General features: G+C 72.7%; 14 protein-coding genes. 8 read left to right on the plus strand and 6 right to left on the minus strand.

Features of this window, described 5'->3' with window-relative positions:
* The first annotated feature begins 101 nt into the window (after positions 1–101).
* The 6 genes from AB0M08_RS02885 (at position 102) to AB0M08_RS02910 (ending at position 8,106) form a co-directional block, all read left to right on the plus strand.
* Positions 102–1,574: an aspartate aminotransferase family protein gene (locus AB0M08_RS02885; RefSeq protein ID WP_364487375.1), complete on the plus strand. Its 1,473-nt coding sequence runs from the start codon at positions 102–104 to the stop codon at positions 1,572–1,574.
* Positions 1,574–2,863, plus strand: coding sequence for a SidA/IucD/PvdA family monooxygenase (locus AB0M08_RS02890; protein ID WP_364487378.1), 1,290 nt, complete (start codon positions 1,574–1,576; stop codon positions 2,861–2,863). The genes AB0M08_RS02885 and AB0M08_RS02890 overlap by 1 nt, the downstream gene beginning before the upstream one ends.
* Complete coding sequence (locus tag AB0M08_RS02895; RefSeq protein ID WP_364487381.1) at positions 2,860–5,067, plus strand: GNAT family N-acetyltransferase; 2,208 nt, start codon at positions 2,860–2,862, stop codon at positions 5,065–5,067. Before AB0M08_RS02890 ends, AB0M08_RS02895 begins: the two co-directional genes overlap by 4 nt.
* Entirely contained in the window at positions 5,064–6,866 is a 1,803-nt protein-coding gene (locus tag AB0M08_RS02900) for a penicillin acylase family protein (RefSeq protein WP_364487384.1), read from the plus strand. Before AB0M08_RS02895 ends, AB0M08_RS02900 begins: the two co-directional genes overlap by 4 nt.
* A complete protein-coding gene (locus tag AB0M08_RS02905) occupies positions 6,863–7,408 on the plus strand; it encodes a GNAT family N-acetyltransferase (RefSeq protein ID WP_364487387.1) in 546 nt (181 codons plus the stop codon). Before AB0M08_RS02900 ends, AB0M08_RS02905 begins: the two co-directional genes overlap by 4 nt.
* A gap of 248 nt (positions 7,409–7,656) precedes the next feature.
* On the plus strand, positions 7,657–8,106 hold the full coding sequence (locus AB0M08_RS02910) for a YdeI/OmpD-associated family protein (RefSeq protein ID WP_364487390.1): 450 nt from the start codon (positions 7,657–7,659) through the stop codon (positions 8,104–8,106).
* Positions 8,107–8,113: 7 nt separating this feature from the next.
* On the opposite strand, the gene AB0M08_RS02915 is transcribed toward AB0M08_RS02910, so the two are convergent.
* A complete protein-coding gene (locus tag AB0M08_RS02915) occupies positions 8,114–9,472 on the minus strand; it encodes a hypothetical protein (RefSeq protein ID WP_364487393.1) in 1,359 nt (452 codons plus the stop codon).
* 215 nt (positions 9,473–9,687) lie between these two features.
* Between AB0M08_RS02915 and AB0M08_RS02920 the strand changes: the two genes are divergently transcribed.
* Positions 9,688–11,427: an alpha/beta hydrolase gene (locus tag AB0M08_RS02920; protein WP_364487396.1), complete on the plus strand. Its 1,740-nt coding sequence runs from the start codon at positions 9,688–9,690 to the stop codon at positions 11,425–11,427.
* A gap of 157 nt (positions 11,428–11,584) precedes the next feature.
* On the opposite strand, the gene AB0M08_RS02925 is transcribed toward AB0M08_RS02920, so the two are convergent.
* A complete protein-coding gene (locus tag AB0M08_RS02925; protein ID WP_364487399.1) occupies positions 11,585–12,148 on the minus strand; it encodes a hypothetical protein in 564 nt (187 codons plus the stop codon).
* A 75-nt stretch (positions 12,149–12,223) separates the two neighbouring features.
* Positions 12,224–12,838: a hypothetical protein gene (locus AB0M08_RS02930; RefSeq protein ID WP_364487402.1), complete on the minus strand. Its 615-nt coding sequence runs from the start codon at positions 12,836–12,838 to the stop codon at positions 12,224–12,226.
* 261 nt (positions 12,839–13,099) lie between these two features.
* Here AB0M08_RS02930 and AB0M08_RS02935 point away from each other — a divergent pair, with 261 nt between their 5' ends.
* A complete protein-coding gene (locus tag AB0M08_RS02935) occupies positions 13,100–14,524 on the plus strand; it encodes a GGDEF domain-containing protein (protein ID WP_364487404.1) in 1,425 nt (474 codons plus the stop codon).
* Here AB0M08_RS02935 and AB0M08_RS02940 read toward each other — a convergent pair.
* From AB0M08_RS02940 to cbiE, 3 genes are read right to left on the minus strand one after another with little or no spacing between them, the layout of a single operon-like run.
* A complete protein-coding gene (locus AB0M08_RS02940; protein WP_364487407.1) occupies positions 14,502–15,230 on the minus strand; it encodes a cobalt-precorrin-6A reductase in 729 nt (242 codons plus the stop codon). The genes AB0M08_RS02935 and AB0M08_RS02940 overlap by 23 nt on opposite strands.
* Entirely contained in the window at positions 15,227–15,970 is a 744-nt protein-coding gene (cobM, locus tag AB0M08_RS02945) for a precorrin-4 C(11)-methyltransferase (protein ID WP_364487409.1), read from the minus strand. Before cobM ends, AB0M08_RS02940 begins: the two co-directional genes overlap by 4 nt.
* Positions 15,967–17,178 carry a precorrin-6y C5,15-methyltransferase (decarboxylating) subunit CbiE gene (cbiE, locus tag AB0M08_RS02950; RefSeq protein WP_364487412.1) on the minus strand — a complete coding sequence of 404 codons (1,212 nt, stop codon included), beginning with the start codon at positions 17,176–17,178 and terminating at the stop codon, positions 15,967–15,969. The genes cobM and cbiE overlap by 4 nt, the downstream gene beginning before the upstream one ends.
* Between the last annotated feature and the right edge of the window lie 43 nt (positions 17,179–17,221).

Consider the following 17,221-nt stretch of genomic DNA (forward strand, 5'->3'; position numbering starts at 1 on the left):
CCGCGCCCGGAACCCCCGTGGTGCCGCGCTTAAGTTTCCTTCCGATGTCCGGCCGGTTAGCCTCCCCTCAAGTTAGGTAAGGTTAACCTTAGGAGGCTGCGTTGGAGGGGTCCGTTTCCCCGCATCTGTTCTCCGGGGCCACACTCGACGGCTACACGTCCGGTGTGTGGCACGCGTCGGCGCTGCTCGCCGACCGGGTCAAAGCAGTGCGGCAGCCGTACTCCGGCGCCACCGTCACCGAGCTGCAGGAGCAGGTCGACGCCGTCGACCTGGACCGCCCGCTCGGCGACACCGGGGCGGCACTGCACGAGGTCGCCCGGCTCTACCTGGACAACGCCGTCTGGTTCCACGAACCGACGTACGTCGCCCACCTCAACTGCCCGGTCGCCATCCCGGCGCTCACCGCCGAGGTGCTGATCTCCGCGGTCAACTCCTCGGTCGACACCTGGGACCAGAGCGCGACCGGCACCCTGATCGAGCGCCGCCTGATCGACTGGACCGCCGGCCGGATCGGCTTCGGTCCCGGTGCCGACGGCGTCTTCACCAGCGGTGGCACCCAGTCCAACCTCCAGGGCCTGCTGCTGGCCCGGGAGGAGATCCTGGCCGGGCTGGCCGAGGAGCGGGCGACCGCGATCCCGCGGCTGCGGGTCTTCGCCACCACCCAGAGCCACTTCAGCGTCGGCAAGTCGGCCGGCATCCTCGGCATGTCCGCGGACGCGGTCGTCGGGGTGCCCACCGACGCCACCGGCGCGATGGACACCGGTGCCCTGGCCGCGGCGATCGCCGCGGTCCGCGCGGCGGGCGGCATACCGATGGCGGTGGTCGCCACCGCCGGCACCACCGACCTCGGGCGGATCGACCCGGTTGACGCGATCGCGGGGATCTGCGCCGACCAGGGCCTCTGGCTGCACGTCGACGCCGCGTACGGCTGTGGCCTGCTGGTCTCCACCCGCCGCCGGCACCTGCTGGACGGCATCGAGCGGGCCGACTCGGTCACCGTCGACTTCCACAAGAGCTTCTTCCAGCCGGTGAGCTCCAGCGCGATCGTGGTCCGCCGGGGCGAGACGCTGCGCCGGATCGCGGTGCACGCCGACTACCTCAACCCGAAGACCGCGACCGTGCCCAACCAGGTCGACAAGAGCCTGCAGACCACCCGCCGCTTCGACGCGCTGAAGCTCTGGATGACCCTGCGGACGATGGGCTCCGACCAGATCGGCGACATGTTCGACACGGTGATCGACCGGGCGGCCGAGTCGTACCAGCAGATCGAGGCGGACCCGGACTTCGAGACCCTCGCCGTGCCGACGCTGAGCACCGTGCTCTTCCGGTTCCGGCCGGACGGGCTCGGCGTCGAGGAGTGCGACGAGCTGATGCCCCGGCTGCGGCAGCGGCTCTTCTACGGCGGTCAGGCGATCGTCGCCGGCACCGTGATCGGCGGCCACTACTGGCTGAAGTTCACCCTGCTGAACCCGAACACGACGATGGGCAACGTGCGCGACGTCCTGGGCCTGATCCGCGGCATCGGCCGGGAGATGCTGGGCGAGCGCGAGGAGACTCCGGCGGTGATGGTCTGATGCACACCTACGACTTCGTGGCGATCGGCGCCGGCCCGTTCAACCTGGGGCTGGCCGCGCTCACCGAGGACCTGCCGGACATCGACGGGATCTTCCTGGAGGCGCGGTCCGCATTCGACTGGCACCCGGGGCTGATGCTCGACGGTGTCACCATCCAGGTGCCGTTCATGGCGGATCTGGTCACCATGGCCGATCCGACCTCGCGGTTCTCCTTCCTCAACTACCTCAAGCAGGTCGGGCGGCTCTACCCGTTCTACATCCGGGAGAGCTTCTACCCGCTGCGCGCCGAGTACAACGAGTACTGCAAGTGGGTGGCGACGTCGGTCTCCACGATCCGCTGGGACACCCGGGTCGACACGGTCACCCACGACGGTGAGGCGTACCTGGTGCACGCCGCGACCGGGGAGACGTTCCGGGCCCGCAAGCTGGTGCTCGGCATCGGCACCGCGCCCCGCGTCCCGGCCGCCGTCGACCAGGGGCCGTACGTGCACAGCGCCGACTACCTGCCGAACAAGGCGGAGCTCCAGCAGCTGGACTCCATCACGATCGTCGGCAGCGGGCAGAGCGCCGCCGAGATCTACCTCGACCTGCTGAGCGAGATCGAGACGTACGGCTACCACCTGAGCTGGATCACCCGGTCGCCGCGGTACTTCCCGATGGAGTACACCAAGCTGACCCTGGAGATGACCTCGCCGGAGTACATCCGGTACCACCAGGCGCTGCCGATCCAGACCCGCGACCGGCTCGGCCGCGAGCAGCGCAACCTCTACAAGGGGATCAGCGGTGACCTGGTCGACACCATCTACGACACGCTCTACGCCAAGAGCCTGACCGGCCCGGTGAACACCACCCTGCTGACCGGCACCGCGCTGACCGGCGTGATCTGGGACGAGGCCGAGCAGCGGTACACGCTCGCGCTGCACCACGAGGAACAGGATCGCTCGTTCACCGCGAGCACCCGGGGCCTGCTGCTCGCCACCGGGTACGCCCCGCGCCTGCCGTCCTTCCTGGACCCGGTCCGCGACCGGATCAACTGGGACGCCCGCGGCCGCTTCGACGTGACCGTGGGCTACAGCGTGGACCGGAACGGCGACGAGATCTTCGTGCAGAACGCCGCCGAGCACACGCACAGCGTGACCGATCCCGACCTGGGCATGGGCGCATACCGGAACTCGGTGATCCTCAAGGGCATCACCGGCCGGGAGATCTACCAGATCGAGGAGTCGATCGCCTTCCAACAGTTCGGCGCTCCCACCGCCGACCTCCCCCGACAGCTGGTGACCTCATGAGGCTGATACCCCTCGACCTCGATCGCGACCTGGCGATGCTGCACGGCTGGGTCACCCACCCGCGCTCGGTCTACTGGATGCTGCAGGGCGCCACCGTCGAGCAGGTCCGCGCGGAGTACCAGGGCATCGTCGACAACCCGCACCACCACGCGTGGATCGGGCTGGACGACGACGGCACGCCGCTCTTCCTCGCCGAGACGTACGATCCCGCGCACAGCGAGCTCGCCCCGCACTACGACGTCCGGCCCGGCGACATCGGCATGCACGTGCTGGTCGCGCCGCCGACCCGGAAGCGCTCCGGGCTCACCTCGGCGGTGATGCGCGCGGTGATGGACTTCTGCTTCGCCGACTCCCGGGTCGACCGGGTGGTGGTCGAGCCGGACGTCACCAACGAGGCGATCGCCCGGAAGAACGCCGAGGTCGGCTTCGTGGTGGTGAAGGACGTCCCGCTGCACGGCAAGACGGGACGGCTCAGCTTCTGCACCCGGGCGGCGTACGAGATGAGTGTCCCGCACCTGCGGCCGGAGACGATCGCGTACGCCCACCGGCGCCTGATCGCCAAGGCGATCGCCGAATTCAGTCACGAGCGCCTGATCGCACCGGTGTCGCTGGGCGAGGACCGCTACCGGTTCGGCGACCACACCTTCACCGCGCGGCGGTTCGCGCTGGAGCACTGGGTGGTCGACGCCGACTCGATCGAGGGCCCGCTCGACGCGCTCGACGTCATCGCCGGTCTGCGGGAGACGCTCGGCATCCCGGAGAAGCTGCTCGGGACGTACCTGGAGGAGATCTCCGCGACGCTGGCCGGCACCGCCTGGAAGCTCACCCACCGCCGGGAGACCGCCGACGAGCTGGTGCACGCCGACTTCCCGACCATCGAGGCCGCGATGACCGAGGGCCACCCCGGCTTCGTGGCCAACAACGGCCGGATCGGTTTCGGTCTGCGGGACCACGAGGCCTTCGCCCCGGAGGCCGGGCAGCCGGTCCGCCTGCGCTGGGTCGCGGTTCTCAAGACCAAGAGCATTTTCGTGTACGACGGTGACGAACGCGACCACTACGAGGACGAGCTCGGTCCCGGGGGCCTCGCGCACTTCGAGCAGCAGCTCCGAGGACGCGGCCTGGACCCGGAGGAGTACCGCTACCTGCCGGTCCACCCGTGGCAGTGGGAGCACAAGGTCACCGTGACCTTCGCCGCGGACGTGGCGAGCCGGGCGATCGTGCCGCTCGACGAGAGCACCGACCGGTACCGCGCCCAGCAGTCGATCCGGACGTTCTTCAACGTGGACCGGCCGGACCGGCACTACGTGAAGACCGCGATCGCGGTGCAGAACATGGGCTTCCTGCGCGGGCTCTCGCCGAAGTACATGCAGGCCACGCCGCCGATCAACGAGTGGGTCGCGAGGCTGGTGGCGGGCGACGAGGAGCTGCGGGCGTGCGGCTTCGGCGTGCTCCGCGAGCTGGCCTCGGCGGGGTACACCGGGGACGCCTACCACCGGATCGGGGTGCCCAGCGCGTACACGAAGATGCTCGCCGCCCTCTGGCGCGAGAGTCCCGTGCCGCAGCTCGCCGCCGGCGAGCGGCTGGCCACCATGGCCAGCCTGCTGCACCGCGACCGGGACGGGAACGCCCTGGTCACCGCCCTGATCCGGGAGTCCGGGGTGAGCGCCGCGGAGTGGGTGGCGTCCTACTTCCGGGCCTACCTGCGCCCGGTGGTGCACTGCATCCTCCGGCACGACCTGGCCTTCATGCCGCACGGCGAGAACCTGATCCTGGTCCTCGAGAACCACGTGCCGCGCCGGGTGTTCATGAAGGACATCGGCGAGGAGGTCGCGGTGATGAACGACCAGCCGCTGCCGCCCGAGGTGGAGCGGATCCGGGTCGACGTCACCGACGAGCTCAAGGAACTGGCGATCTTCACGGACGTCTTCGACGGCTTCCTGCGCCACCTGGCCGGGATCCTCGCCGTCGACGGGGTGCTGCCGGAGCGCGAGTTCTGGGCACTCGCCGGCGACTGCGTCCGCGAGCACGCCAAGGACCACCCGGACCTGGCCGGCCGGCTCGACCTGCTCCGGCCGACCTTCGCGCACTCCTGCCTCAACCGGCTGCAACTGCGCAACACGCTGCAGATGGTCGACCTCACCGACCAGGCCAGCTCGCTGATCTTCGCGGGCGAGCTGGAGAATCCGATCGCGGTCTTCGGGTGAGGGTCTACCGCGACGACTACGGGATCCCGCACCTGCGGGCCGGCTCGGTCCTCGACCTGGCCTACCTGCAGGGGCGGGTGACCGCGTCCGATCGCGGTCGCCAGATCACCGTGGAACGGCTGCGCTCCGAGGGCCGGCTCGCCTCGGTGCGCGGCGCCGAGGAGGTGAGCTGGGACCGCTTCGCCCGCCGGGCCCGGCTCGACGACACCGCCCGGCGCTGCTTCGCCACGCTCTCCGACGAGACCCGGGAGTTCCTGACCGCCTACGCCGAGGGCGTGACGGCCGGCGGCGTGCCGTGGCACCCGTGGTCGTCGCTCGGCGTCTTCCAGGTGCAGCACATCCTCTTCGGCACCTTCCCCAACAAGATGTGGCGGGCGCACGTCGCGCGGACGATGGGCGAGCGGGCGCTGCCCTGGTTCGCGATCGAGGGACCGGCGGGCTCGGGCAGCAACGCGTGGGCCGTCCCGTTCGAGATCGCCGGCGACCCGCACCGCGTCCTCGAACTGCCCGGCGTCTACCAGCAGGTCCGGCTCGCCTGCGACGAGTTCGACGTGGCCGGGCTGACCTTCCCCGGAGTCCCGGGCGTGCAGCACTTCGGGCACACCGGCACCGTGGCCTGGGCGATCACCAACGCGATGGCCGACTATCAGGATCTCTACCGCGAAGAGGTGCGCCGGACCGGGGCGGGGGCCGAGGTCCGTGGTGCGTCCGGCTGGGAGCCGGCCCGCACTCTCCAGGAGCTTATCGAGGTACGCGACGGCGAGCCGGTCGAGGTGGAGATCCTGGAGACGCCGCGCGGCCCGGTCATCGACGGGGACCTGGCGTTGCGCACCCCGGCCCGGGTCACGTCCGACCTGGGGTTCGGCGCTCTGCTGCCGCTGCTCCGGGCACGGACCGCGGACGACGTGGCGGCGGCGTTCGCGCTCTGGGTGGAACCGGTCAACAGCGTGCTCGTCACCGACACCGGCGGCCGGGTCCTGCAGCTCACCGCGGGCCGGGTGCCGCTGCGCCACGAGCGCAACCGCCTGCTCCCGGTCCCGGCCTGGGATCCGGCGTACGCCTGGCAGCCCGGCTGGGCCGTCATGCACCGGTCCGAGGTGACCGACGCGGTCAACGCCAACGACCGCCGCCCGGACACCGAGCCGTACGGGGCGGACTTCGCACCGCCCGGCCGCGCGCGGCGGATCCGTTCGCTGCTGGACGCGGGGGCCGCGCCGGAGAGCATCCACATGGACACCGCGTACCCCGCCGACTCGGCCGAGGCCGGGCGGCGGCAGGCGTGGCGTACCGCGGTGGCCGTCGCCCTGCACCGGCACCCGGACCTGAAGCCGCTCTTCGAGCCGCACGGCTACGACCCGGTCTTCGGGCCCTGGACCGACCCGCGGGCCCGGATCGGCCTGGCCATGGACGGCATCCTGGCCGGGCTGGGCCTCGATACGGAGGACCTCGCCACCCCGGTGGACGCCCCGCCCTGGGGCGACCGGCACCTGCTCCACCCGATCCTGCTGCCCGGGCTGGACGCGGAGATCCCGCCGACCCGGCTTGCCGGCTCGTCCGACTGCGTGCTCAACACCGCGAGCGTGCCCGGTCTCAGCGACCTCTGCTGGCGCGGCCCGGTCGCCCGGTACGTCTGGGACCTGCACGACCGGCAGCGCAGCCGGTGGGTCGTCCCGTTCGGCGCCGCGGACGCCCCGGACTCGCCACACTTCCTGGACCAGCTGCCGCTCTGGCAGTCGGGCGACCTGATCCCGCTGGTCACCGACTGGGACCGGCTCACCCCGTACGAGGAGTACCGATGACCGTCGTCTCGGAGAAGCTGGCCGGACTCGGCGAGCTGACCATGATCCGCCTGGACCCGGCCGCGCACGCCCCGATCGTGCACTGCTGGGTGATCAAGGAGCGGAACCGGTTCTGGGGGATGACCGAGCACACGGTCGACCAGGTCGAGGAGGTCTACGGCTTCGTCGACGGCCTGACCACGCACCATGCGTACCTGCTGCTGATCGACGACGCGCCGATCGGGGTCTTCCAGACGTACGAGCCCGCGCACGACCCGGTCGGCGAGCTCTACCCCGTGCTCCCCGGCGACTTCGGCATGCACCTGCTGCTGGACGCGGGCGACCGGCAGCTCCCGCACGTGACGACCGCGGTCTTCCCGGTGCTGCTCCGCTTCCTCTTCGCCGACCCGGCCCACCGGCGGGTGGTCGCCGAGCCGGACATCCGGAACGAGCGCATGATCGCCCGTCTCCAGCGCCACGGATTCACACTGGGGGAGGAGATCGACCTGGGCCACAAGACCGCCCGCCTGACCTTCCTCACCCGCGCCGACTTCGAGAGATGACCCGCCCTGTGGAGGACGTCCCCCTGTGGATGACAGGGGCCGTCCCCCGCCTCTTCGGCATACCGTCTGCGTCCGGGGTCGAACGAGTCCGGCTCGCCACTGCTGGCCTTCGTCACCTACGACCGGCGACTGCTCGACAGCGCCGAGGCAGCCGGGCTCCCCACGGCGAGTCCCGGCCGGGACGGAACCACCCTCCCGAACGATCGTGACGGCCTGAATCGTTCTGCCGGTTGGCCTATCGTCGCGGCATGGAGTATCGCGGGGAGTTGCAGAAGACCGGGGGTAACACCACCGGGTTCGAGATTCCGGACGACCTCGTCGCGGGGCTCGGCGGGGGCGGGCGGCCCAAGGTCGTGGTGCGGGCCGGGGACTTCGAGTTCCGGTCCTCGATCGCGAAGATGGGCGGGTCCTACTGGCTCGGGGTGAGCGCGGACCGCCGGGCGGCGGGCGGCCTCTCGGGCGGCGAGACCTACGACCTGACGATCGAGCTGGACGACGCGCCGCGCACCGTCGAGGTACCGGCGGACCTGGCCGCGGCGCTGGCCGCCGAGCCGCCGGTGAAGGCGTTCTGGGACGGGATGAGCGTCAGCAACCGGCGCTGGCACGCCGACCAGCTCACGTCGGCGAAGACCGCCGAGACCCGCGACCGCCGACTGGCCAAGTCGCTCGATCTGCTGCGTGCCGGCAAGGCCCGCTGACGCGCGCTCAGGACGTGGCGGCCGGGCGGTAGGCGACCTCCGGGTCCAGTAGGGACGTCCAGGGCGGCCGCCAGGACGGGCCACGGGCGGCCATCTCCTCCTGCAGGTTGGTACGCCACGGGCCGGAGACGCCGTCGTCGTGCCACCACGCGGGCCAGGAGTCGTAGCGGCGTTCGACCTGGACGCCGGAGGGGCCGGTCTCGACGCGGAGGAAGAGCCAGCGGCCGTAACGCGGGTCGGACTCGGCGTGGCGCAGGGCGCGGACCAGCTCGGTGAGGTGGCGGAAGGACGCGTACCGCTCCTCGCCGGGGTGGTCGCCGGGCGGGTGGTCGCCGGGCTGGGAGCCGAGGCTGGTGGCGTCGGCGTAGGCGAGCAGGGAGCAGCGGCCGTCGCCCGTGGGTGAGCGGTCCTCCAGCCAGCCGACCAGGGTGTCCAGCTCGTCGGTGGCGGGTGGGGTGGGGCGGGGCAGCTCGGTGGCGTCGTGCATGGCGGCCCAGACGAGACGGTCGTGCTCGCCCTGGCTGAGCCGGCGGACGCGGCGCATCGGCGGGCGCTTGCCGGGGGCGATCCGGGGCGGGCGGGTGCCGGGGGCGATCCCGGCCCGGACGGCGACGGCGACGGCCGCCGCGATGTCCGGGCGCGCCCCGGTGTCCGATGGCGTCCCGGTGTCCGACTGCATCCGGTTGTCCGGCGGCGCCCCGTTGTCCGGCGGCGCCCCGTTGTCCGGCGGCGCCCCGGTGTCCGGGCGCGGCTCGGCGTTCGGGTGCGGCTCGGGGGACGGGGTGCCGGTGAGCAGGTCCTCGAAGTGGCGGGCGGCGACCTCCCCGCGTACGCCGGAATGAAGCAACGTGGCGCAGGCCGCGTGCACCCGCTCGCGCCGCACCTCCTCGCGCAGGTCGAGACCGCCCGCGCCGGTGAGGACGGCCATCAGCGCGGAGAGCGTGTTCTCCTCGGTCAGCAGCGAGGTGAGCAGGCCGGTCATGCCGTCCGCCAGGGGGCGGTGGTAGCGGACGCGGGACCAGCGGCCGTTCTCGTGCCAGATCACGAAGCCGAGCCGGTCCCGTTCGGCGAGCGGGCCGAGCTCCGCCCAGGGCAACCAGTCGGGGGCGCCGGTGAGCAGGTCGATCGGTGGATCGGCGTCGGTGGTCGCGTGCTGCCCGGCGTGCAGGCCGAAGAGCACGGCACGGCGGCCGTCGAGCAGCGCGAAGCGGGCCCAGCTGCCGGGAGAGTCCGGGCCGCCCAGATGGGCGCCGTGGTCGTCGATCGACCAGAGTCCGGTGTTCCCGATGCCGGTCAATGCGGCACTCAGTGTCGCCCAGCGCGTCCAGAGCAGTCCGGGCGCGGGCAGGTCCACGTCGGTCAGCATCTGTCCACTGTGCCAAATGGGAACGGCGGGTCGTCACCCCAGGGGTGCGAGAGGCGAAACATCCGGAAAGCGAGTATGTGCACGAGGGGAGACCCGCCCCGCCAGGCTGACTCGACGACGGTCTAAGGTGGCGGCCCTCGATTCAGGAGATCACCTAGGTGTTTCCTGTGCATCAGCTTTCTACGATGCGGTCCTCCTCGAGAAAGGGGCACCGCATGCACCTCTCACGATCACGCCTGCTGGCCGCCGGCATCGCCGCCGTCGCCGTGGCCGCGAGCATCGCCGTCCCGTCCGCCGCACAGGCGTACGCGACGGCCGCGGTCACGAGCAAGGCCGAACGCAAGCGGGTCGACTCGGTCCCAACACCGAAGCTCGGCTGGTACAAGTGCTACGACATCGCCGAGTGCGCCACGGTGAAGCTGCCGCTCGACTACGACAAGCCGAAGGGCGCGAAGACCGAGATCGCGGTTCTGCGGGTCAAGGCCAAGGACCAGAAGCACAAGATCGGCAGCCTGTTCCTGAACCCGGGCGGGCCGGGCGGCTCGGCCACCTCGTTCGCCCTCTTCGCGCCGTACTTCCTGAGCGACTCGGTGCTGCAGCGCTTCGACATCGTCGGCGTCGACCCGCGGGGGATCGGGGCCAGCGCCAACGTGAAGTGCTTCAAGTCCGTGAAGGATCAGACCGCCGTCTTCGACAAGATGAGCGTGGCCTTCCCGTACGGCAAGAGCCAGGAGCAGACCTACATCAAGGGCGCCCAGCAGCTCGGCAAGGCGTGCTCGACCACGGGCAAGTCGCTCGCCGGCGCCATGTCGACCGCCGAGGTGGCCCGCGACATGGACGTGGTCCGGCGCGCGGTGGGCGACAAGAAGCTCACCTACCTGGGCTTCAGCTACGGTACGGAGCTCGGCGAGACGTACGCGAACATGTTCCCGGACCGGTTCCGGGCGCTCGCCATCGACGGCAACCTCGACCCGCGGGCCTGGGCCGGCAACGGCAAGGCGGGCGACCAGATCCTGGACGCGCGACTGCACTCGGCCGACGGGGCGTACCGGGCGCTGAAGGAGATCTTCAAGCGCTGTGACGCGGCCGGCGAGACGTACTGCCCGTTCGCGGCCGGGAACCCGGAGAAGAACTTCGCGGCGATCGCGGACAGCCTCAAGGCCAAGCCGCTGGTGATCACCGACGAGTTCGGGACCTACACGATCACGTACGCGGACTTCGTCGGGGCGATCCTCGGCTCGCTCTACGGCACCTACGCGGGCGAGGACACCATGTCGATCGCGGCCGAGGTCAGTGCACTGATCAACGGCGGGTCGGCGGCGGCCGCGGCCAAGGTGGCGGTCAGTGACCGGATCCAGACGGCCCGCCGGATCGGGTACGACTTCCCGTACGACAACGGTTTCGAGGCGACCAGCGCGGTCATCTGCACCGACGGTACGCACCCGAAGAACGCGTCGAGCTGGCCGGGCGCCACGGCCACCCGGGACACCAAGGCACCGTACTTCGGGCGGGCCTGGGGCTGGATCGACGCCCAGTGCGCGCGGAGCACCTGGACCGTGCGGGACGAGGACGCGTACAAGGGTCCGTTCAACAAGCGGACGGTCAGCCCGGTTCTGATCATCGGCAACTACTGGGACCCGGCGACCAACTACGACGCGTCGGTCGCGGTGAGCAAGCAGCTGCCCAACTCGCGGCTGCTGACCAGCGACAACTGGGGGCACACCGCGTACGGGACCGGCGTCTGCGCGACGAACGCGATCGACCGGTACCTGCTGAGCGGGAAGCTGCCGGCGAAGGGCACCGTCTGCACGGCCGACCACCAGCCGTTCACCGAGCCGATCGAGACGGGCGAGGAGCTCGCCGCGAAGGCCACCGCGGCGGCGGTCACCGGCAAGCAGCTGCCGCCGGTCGCCACCCCGAAGCCGATCTCCATCCTGACCGGCGGCCGGGACTGATCAGTAACGGGGAATGATCAGCGGCCGCAGCCGATCGGTGGCCGCGACTGATCGGCCGGTTCGGCCAGCGATCAGCGGTTTACGGCACCGACGGCGCTGACGGGCCGGGGCCGGGCTCACACGCCCGCCCCGGCCTTTCGGCGTCCGTCCGTCGCGGTCAGCGGGGCAGTTCCTCCTCGGCGGCGGCGAGCCAGTCGAGGGCGTACTCCAGGTCGGTGGCGGCGGCGCGGCGGCGGTAGGAACGATCGGAGCGGGCCGCCACCGCGCACGCCTCGATCCGGCGGCGCAGGCCGGTGTAGAGGAACGGGTCGTCGATCGGCGCGGGACCCGGCGACGCGGCCCGCGCCCGCCGCCGGCGCCGGGCGCGCAGGGCGGTGCGGGCCCCGATCGCGGCCCAGAGCGCGGCGACCGCCACCCCGCCGAGCACCGGCGGGCGGCCCGGGTCGTCGAGCAGGAGCACCACCGGCGCCGCGACCAGCAGCGCGGCGGATCCACCGGCGAGGAGAGCGGGAAGATCGGGAGACGGCCCGTCGGCCCGGTAGCGGCGTGCCGCCGAGTGGATCTCGCCGCGGGCCTGGCCCAGCCGGGCGAAGCCGACCCGGTCCGGCCGGTCCGCGGCCCAGTCCCGGCACTGCGCGTCCGTCGCGGCCCCGGCCAGGGCCCGCTCGATCCGCCGCAACCGCGGCACGACCCCACCGGTGAACGGATCATCCCGCCTCACGGCTCACACCCCCTCGGACCGCTCGGTCACTCGGCAGGCCGGGCCCGCTCCGGTGGCAGGGGTGATCGGGAACGGTCACGGCCAGCCCTTCGCGAGGTCGTCGAGGTAGCGCTCCAGACAGTCGACGGCCTGGCAGAGCAGCATGTCGGCATCGGCCAGCCGGGCCACCACCGGGTCGTCGGCGATCGCGCGGCGCAGCGCCGGCGTGGTCCACTCCCGCGACCCCACCCGGCGCAGGGCCGCCGAGACCAGGCGTACCCGGGCCCGCAGCAGCGCCTCCGGGACCGCGACCAGCCCGGAGCCGGTCGTGGTCCCGGGGGCGGTCGCCGGCATGGTGAACGCGACCGGCGGCCGCCGGCGGCGCAGCGCGACGGTCACCCAGAGCGCGGCGCTCAGCAGCGCCCCGGCCGTGACCAGGGTGCCCGCGGTGCTCCATCCGGCCGCCCGGGCGATCGCCGCGCCACCCGCCACCGCCACGAACGACACGAGCGTGGTGATCAGGGCCGGCGCGGGCCCGGACGGCGCCGCGGCGGCCCCGGCGAGCGCGGCGTCGGCCTCGGCCAGGCGGGAGCACGCCGTGCGGATCCAGAACTGGTCGAGGTCACCGGCCGTACCCACGATCTCGGCCAGCCCGTCGGCCACCAGGGCACGCACGGCGCTCAGCTCGGCGGGCAGCGAGCGGACCGGCATACCCCCGAGCGTCGCACCGTTCCGTCCCCCACGAACTGTCGGATTTCCGCGCCCACCGCCGGCGGTGCCCGCTCACCGGCCGCACCATGCCGGACGACGGGGACTCGCCCGTGGTCAACGACGCGATCGCCCGCTGTTCCGGTCTCGCACCGTGCGCCTGCCGCTCGACCCCGGAACCCTCTGACCCGCCTCGGGGCGTACCGGAGGAGGTGGGGTGGGGTAAAGGCTTAAGGGGTGGGGTGGCGGGCCGATTGTCGCGCGGTGCGGAAGAACTGGCTGAGGCTGCCGGCGGGCAACGTGGAGCGGGCGAGGCTGGCGGCCGTCGGCATCGGGTCGGTCGCGATGACCATGCAGATCCCGCAGGTCGGCAATGTGTTGCGGTCGGTGGCGTACCAGCGGATGTCGATGGTGGCGATCGCCGTCCTGGTGATCGTCTGTGTCGTCGTCTATCTGCGTAAACGCGCCTACCTCTGGACGCTGCCGCTGATACCGGTGCTCAGCGTGCTCGGCGCCTCGGGCCTCAAGGATCCGCTCGCGGGCATGTCGCTCGCGATCTTCCCGGTCGTGCTCTGCTCGCTCTACGGGTCGACCCGGGTCTGGCTGATCCGGGCGCTCACCGCGATGGCCTCGGTGCCGGTCGCGCTGGCGATCTCGCCCCGGATGCTGGAGCAGGAGATGCCCTGGCACTCCCCGTCGGTGCTCGGACTGGTGCCGCAGATCCTCCTGATGAGCGCGTTGACCAGGGCGTTCTACGTCGGGTTGCGGCGGCAGGAGCGGGCCGCGGCGCGGGACGCCACGGTCGCGCAGGCCGGGCGGCTGCTGCTCGCCGCGACCGACGCGGCCGAGATCCGGCGGATCGGGGAGGAGGCCGGCGAGGCCCTGCTCCGGCTGCACCCGGGTGTGGTGCTGATGATCGTCTACCGGGCGCGGGAGGGGCTCACGCTGGCGTACCCGGTGGAGCGCCGCGGCCGGGTGCTGGCCGCGGGGCCCGCGCCGCAGCCGGGTGAACTGTCCCGGATGATGCCGGGGTTCACCGACTGGCACGTGGACCCGCTCGGGGAGGACCCGGAGACCGCCGGGCTCTACATGGTGGTCGGCGGGCGGCGTGCGGTCCCGGCCGAGGTGCTGGACGCCTTCCGCAGCGTCTCCTACCAGGTGATCCTCGGGGAGCAGAGCCTGCGGGCGCGGGCCGAGCTGGAGTACAGCGCGCACCACGACCACCTGACCGGCCTGCCCACCCGGGCGAAGTTCCTCCGGGCGGTCGACGAGGCGCTCGCGCTGGACCGGCCGGTCGCCCTGCTCAACGTCGACCTGGACGGGTTCAAGCAGGTCAACGACGACCACGGGCACGCCACCGGCGACGACCTGCTGGTGCACGTGGCGACCCGGCTGGCCGCGGCGGCGGGTCCGCACGGGCTCGCGGCCCGGTTCGGCGGCGACGAGTTCGCGGTGCTGCTCTTCTCGCCGGAGGGCGCCCCGGAGATCGCCGCCCGGCTCTGCGCCGAACTGGCCGAGCCGGTGCGGCTGCGGTCGGCGACGATCCGGCCCGGCGCGAGCATCGGGGTGGCGCTCGCCTCCCCGGGCGTCACGGTCACCGAGCTGATGCACCGCGCCGACGTGGCGATGTACGCGGCGAAGGCGGCGGGCAAGAGCCGTGTGGTGCTCAGCGATCCGGTAGCCGTCTGAGCCAGGTCGCGGCGGCCTCCGCGGTGGGCACGGTGGGTGCGGCCGGCAGCGGCGGGCGATCCACCATGATCACGGGTACGCCCGCCTCCCGGGCCGCCACCAGTTTGGCGTCCGTGCCGCCGCTGTCCTTGGTGACCAGCACGTCGATCCGGTGTGCGGCGATCAGCGCCCGTTCGCCCGCGACGGTGAACGGGCCCCGCTCCAGCAGCACCTCGGTCCGGCGCGGCATCGGCGGTTCCGGCGGCTCCACCGAGCGGGCCAGGAACCAGCACTCGTCGCGTCCCGCGAAGGCCGCGATGCCCTGCCGCCCGGTCGTCAGGAACACCCGTCGCCCGACGCGGGGCAGCAGACCGGCGGCGGCCTCGAGATCCGCGACGCGGTGCCACTCGTCGCCCGGCGAGGCGCTCCAGCCAGGCCTCCGCAGGATCATTCCGGGTACGCCCGAGGCCTGACATGCCTGGTGGGCGTGCCGGGTCATGGTGGCGGCGAACGGGTGGGTCGCGTCCACGAGGACGTCGATCGCGGCGTCCCGCAGGTACGCCGTCAGCCCGTCCACGCCGCCGAACCCGCCGATCCGCACCTCGCCCGCGGGCCTCCGCGGCGACGTGGTCCGCCCGGCCAGCGAGGTGATCACGTGGTGCTCGCCGGCGATCAGCGCGGCGAGTTCCCGGGCCTCGGTGGTGCCCCCGAGGATCAGGACCCTCATGACCGGCAGCGGTCCGCCGAGTAGAGGTGGCTGTCCGGGAACTGCCCGGCGGTCAGCGCGGCACCCACCACGATCACCGCGGTCCGCCTGATCCCGGCCTCCTCGACCTTGGCCGCGATGTCGGCGAGCGTGCCGCGGACGATCAGCTCGTCCGGGCGGCTGGCCCGGGCCACCACCGCGACCGGGCAGTCCGCGCCGTACTCGCCGACCAGCTCGGCGACGACCGCGCCGATCCGCTGCACGGCCAGGTGCAGCACCATGGTGGCCCGGCTCCGGCCCAGCGTGGCCAGGTCCTCGCCGGGCGGCATCGCGGTGGCGCGCTCCGCGGTCCGGGTCAGGATCACCGTCTGGGCCACCGCGGGCACGGTCAGCTCCCGGCCCAGGGCGGCGGCGGCCGCGGCGAACGCGGGCACACCGGGGACGACCGCGTACGGCACCCCGGCGGCGTCGAGGCGGCGCATCTGCTCGGCGACCGCGCTGAACACCGACGGGTCGCCGGAGTGCAGCCGGGCCACGTCCTGCCCGGCCGCGTGGGCGGCGGTCATCTCGGCGACGATCTCGTCGAGCGTGAGGTTCGCGGTGTCCACCAGACGGGCGCCCGCGGGGCAGGCCTCCAGCAGCTCGGGCGGGACCAGGCTGCCCGCGTACAGGCAGACCGGGGAGGACGCCAGCAGGCGGTGGCCGCGCAGCGTGATGAGGTCGGCGGCGCCGGGACCGGCGCCGATGAAATGTACGGTCATCGGGACACCGTCCAGATCGTCACCGGCATGAACGACCGCCAGCCGGTGAAGCCACCGACCGGCGATCCGCGTTGCACGGTGAGCCGGGTCAGCTCACCGCCGAGCTTCGCGTACGCCCCGGCGACCACGGCCTCGGACTCGACGGTCACCGCGTTGGCGACCAGCCGGCCACCCGGGCGCAGCGCGGTGAGGCAGCGGTCCAGCACGCCGTCCCGGGTCAGCCCGCCGCCGATGAAGATCGTGTCCGGTTCCGGCAGACCGTCCAGCGCGCCCGGCGCCCGGCCGTGCACCACCCGCAGCCCGGGGACGCCGAGCCTGGCCGCGTTCGCGGTGATCGTGGCGACCCGCTCGGCCGAGGACTCGATCGCGATCGCGCGGCAGGCCGGGTGGGCGCGCATCCACTCGACGCCGATGCTGCCCGAGCCGGCGCCGACGTCCCAGAGCAGGGCGCCCGGGACGGGGGCGAGCGCGGCCAGGGTCACCGCCCGCACCTCGCGCTTGGTGAGTTGCCCGTCCGTCTCGTACGCCTCGTCGGGCAGCCCGGCGACCAGCGGGATCGCCGGGCCCTCGCCGCACTCGACCGCGATCACGTTGAGCGGGTCGCCGGCCGGCATCGCCCAGTCGCCGGCGGTGCCCGTGACGATCCGTTCGCCCGCCCCGCCCAACTGCTCCAGCACGGTGATCTGCGTCTCCGGGTAGCCCCGCGCGGCGAGCAGCGTGGCGACCTCGGCGGGGGTGTCCGCGCCCCGGGCGAGCACCAGGATCCGGCGTCCGGGATTGATCGCCCGGCCGAGGGTCGCGACCGGTGCCGTGACGAGGCTGACCACGTCGGTACGGGCCAGGTCCCAGCCGAGCCGGGCGGCCGCGAGGGAGACCGACGAGGGGTGCGGGATCACCCGGATCCGGTCCGGCCCGGCGACCCGGGCGAGGGTCGCGCCGATGCCGTGGAACATCGGATCGCCGCTGGCCAGGACGGCGACGCGGTGCCCGGCCTCGGACTCGAGCAGCCCGGGGAGCGCGGGCAGCAGCGGTGCCGGCCACGGCCTCCGGCGAGCCGTGACGTCGCCGGGGAGCAGGTCCAGCTGGCGTGCGCCACCGAAGATCACCTCAGCACGGGCGAGCGCCTCCCGGCCCGTACCGGAAAGGCCGGGCCAACCGCCGGCGCCGATGCCGACGACCGTGACCACCGCGGGGTTCTCCGAACGCACCCGCTGAACCTATCCCGCGATCTCCGGTGCGAATTTTCTGCCC

It is taken from the genome of Actinoplanes sp. NPDC051851 (assembly GCF_040681165.1).
GTDB lineage: Bacteria > Actinomycetota > Actinomycetes > Mycobacteriales > Micromonosporaceae > Actinoplanes.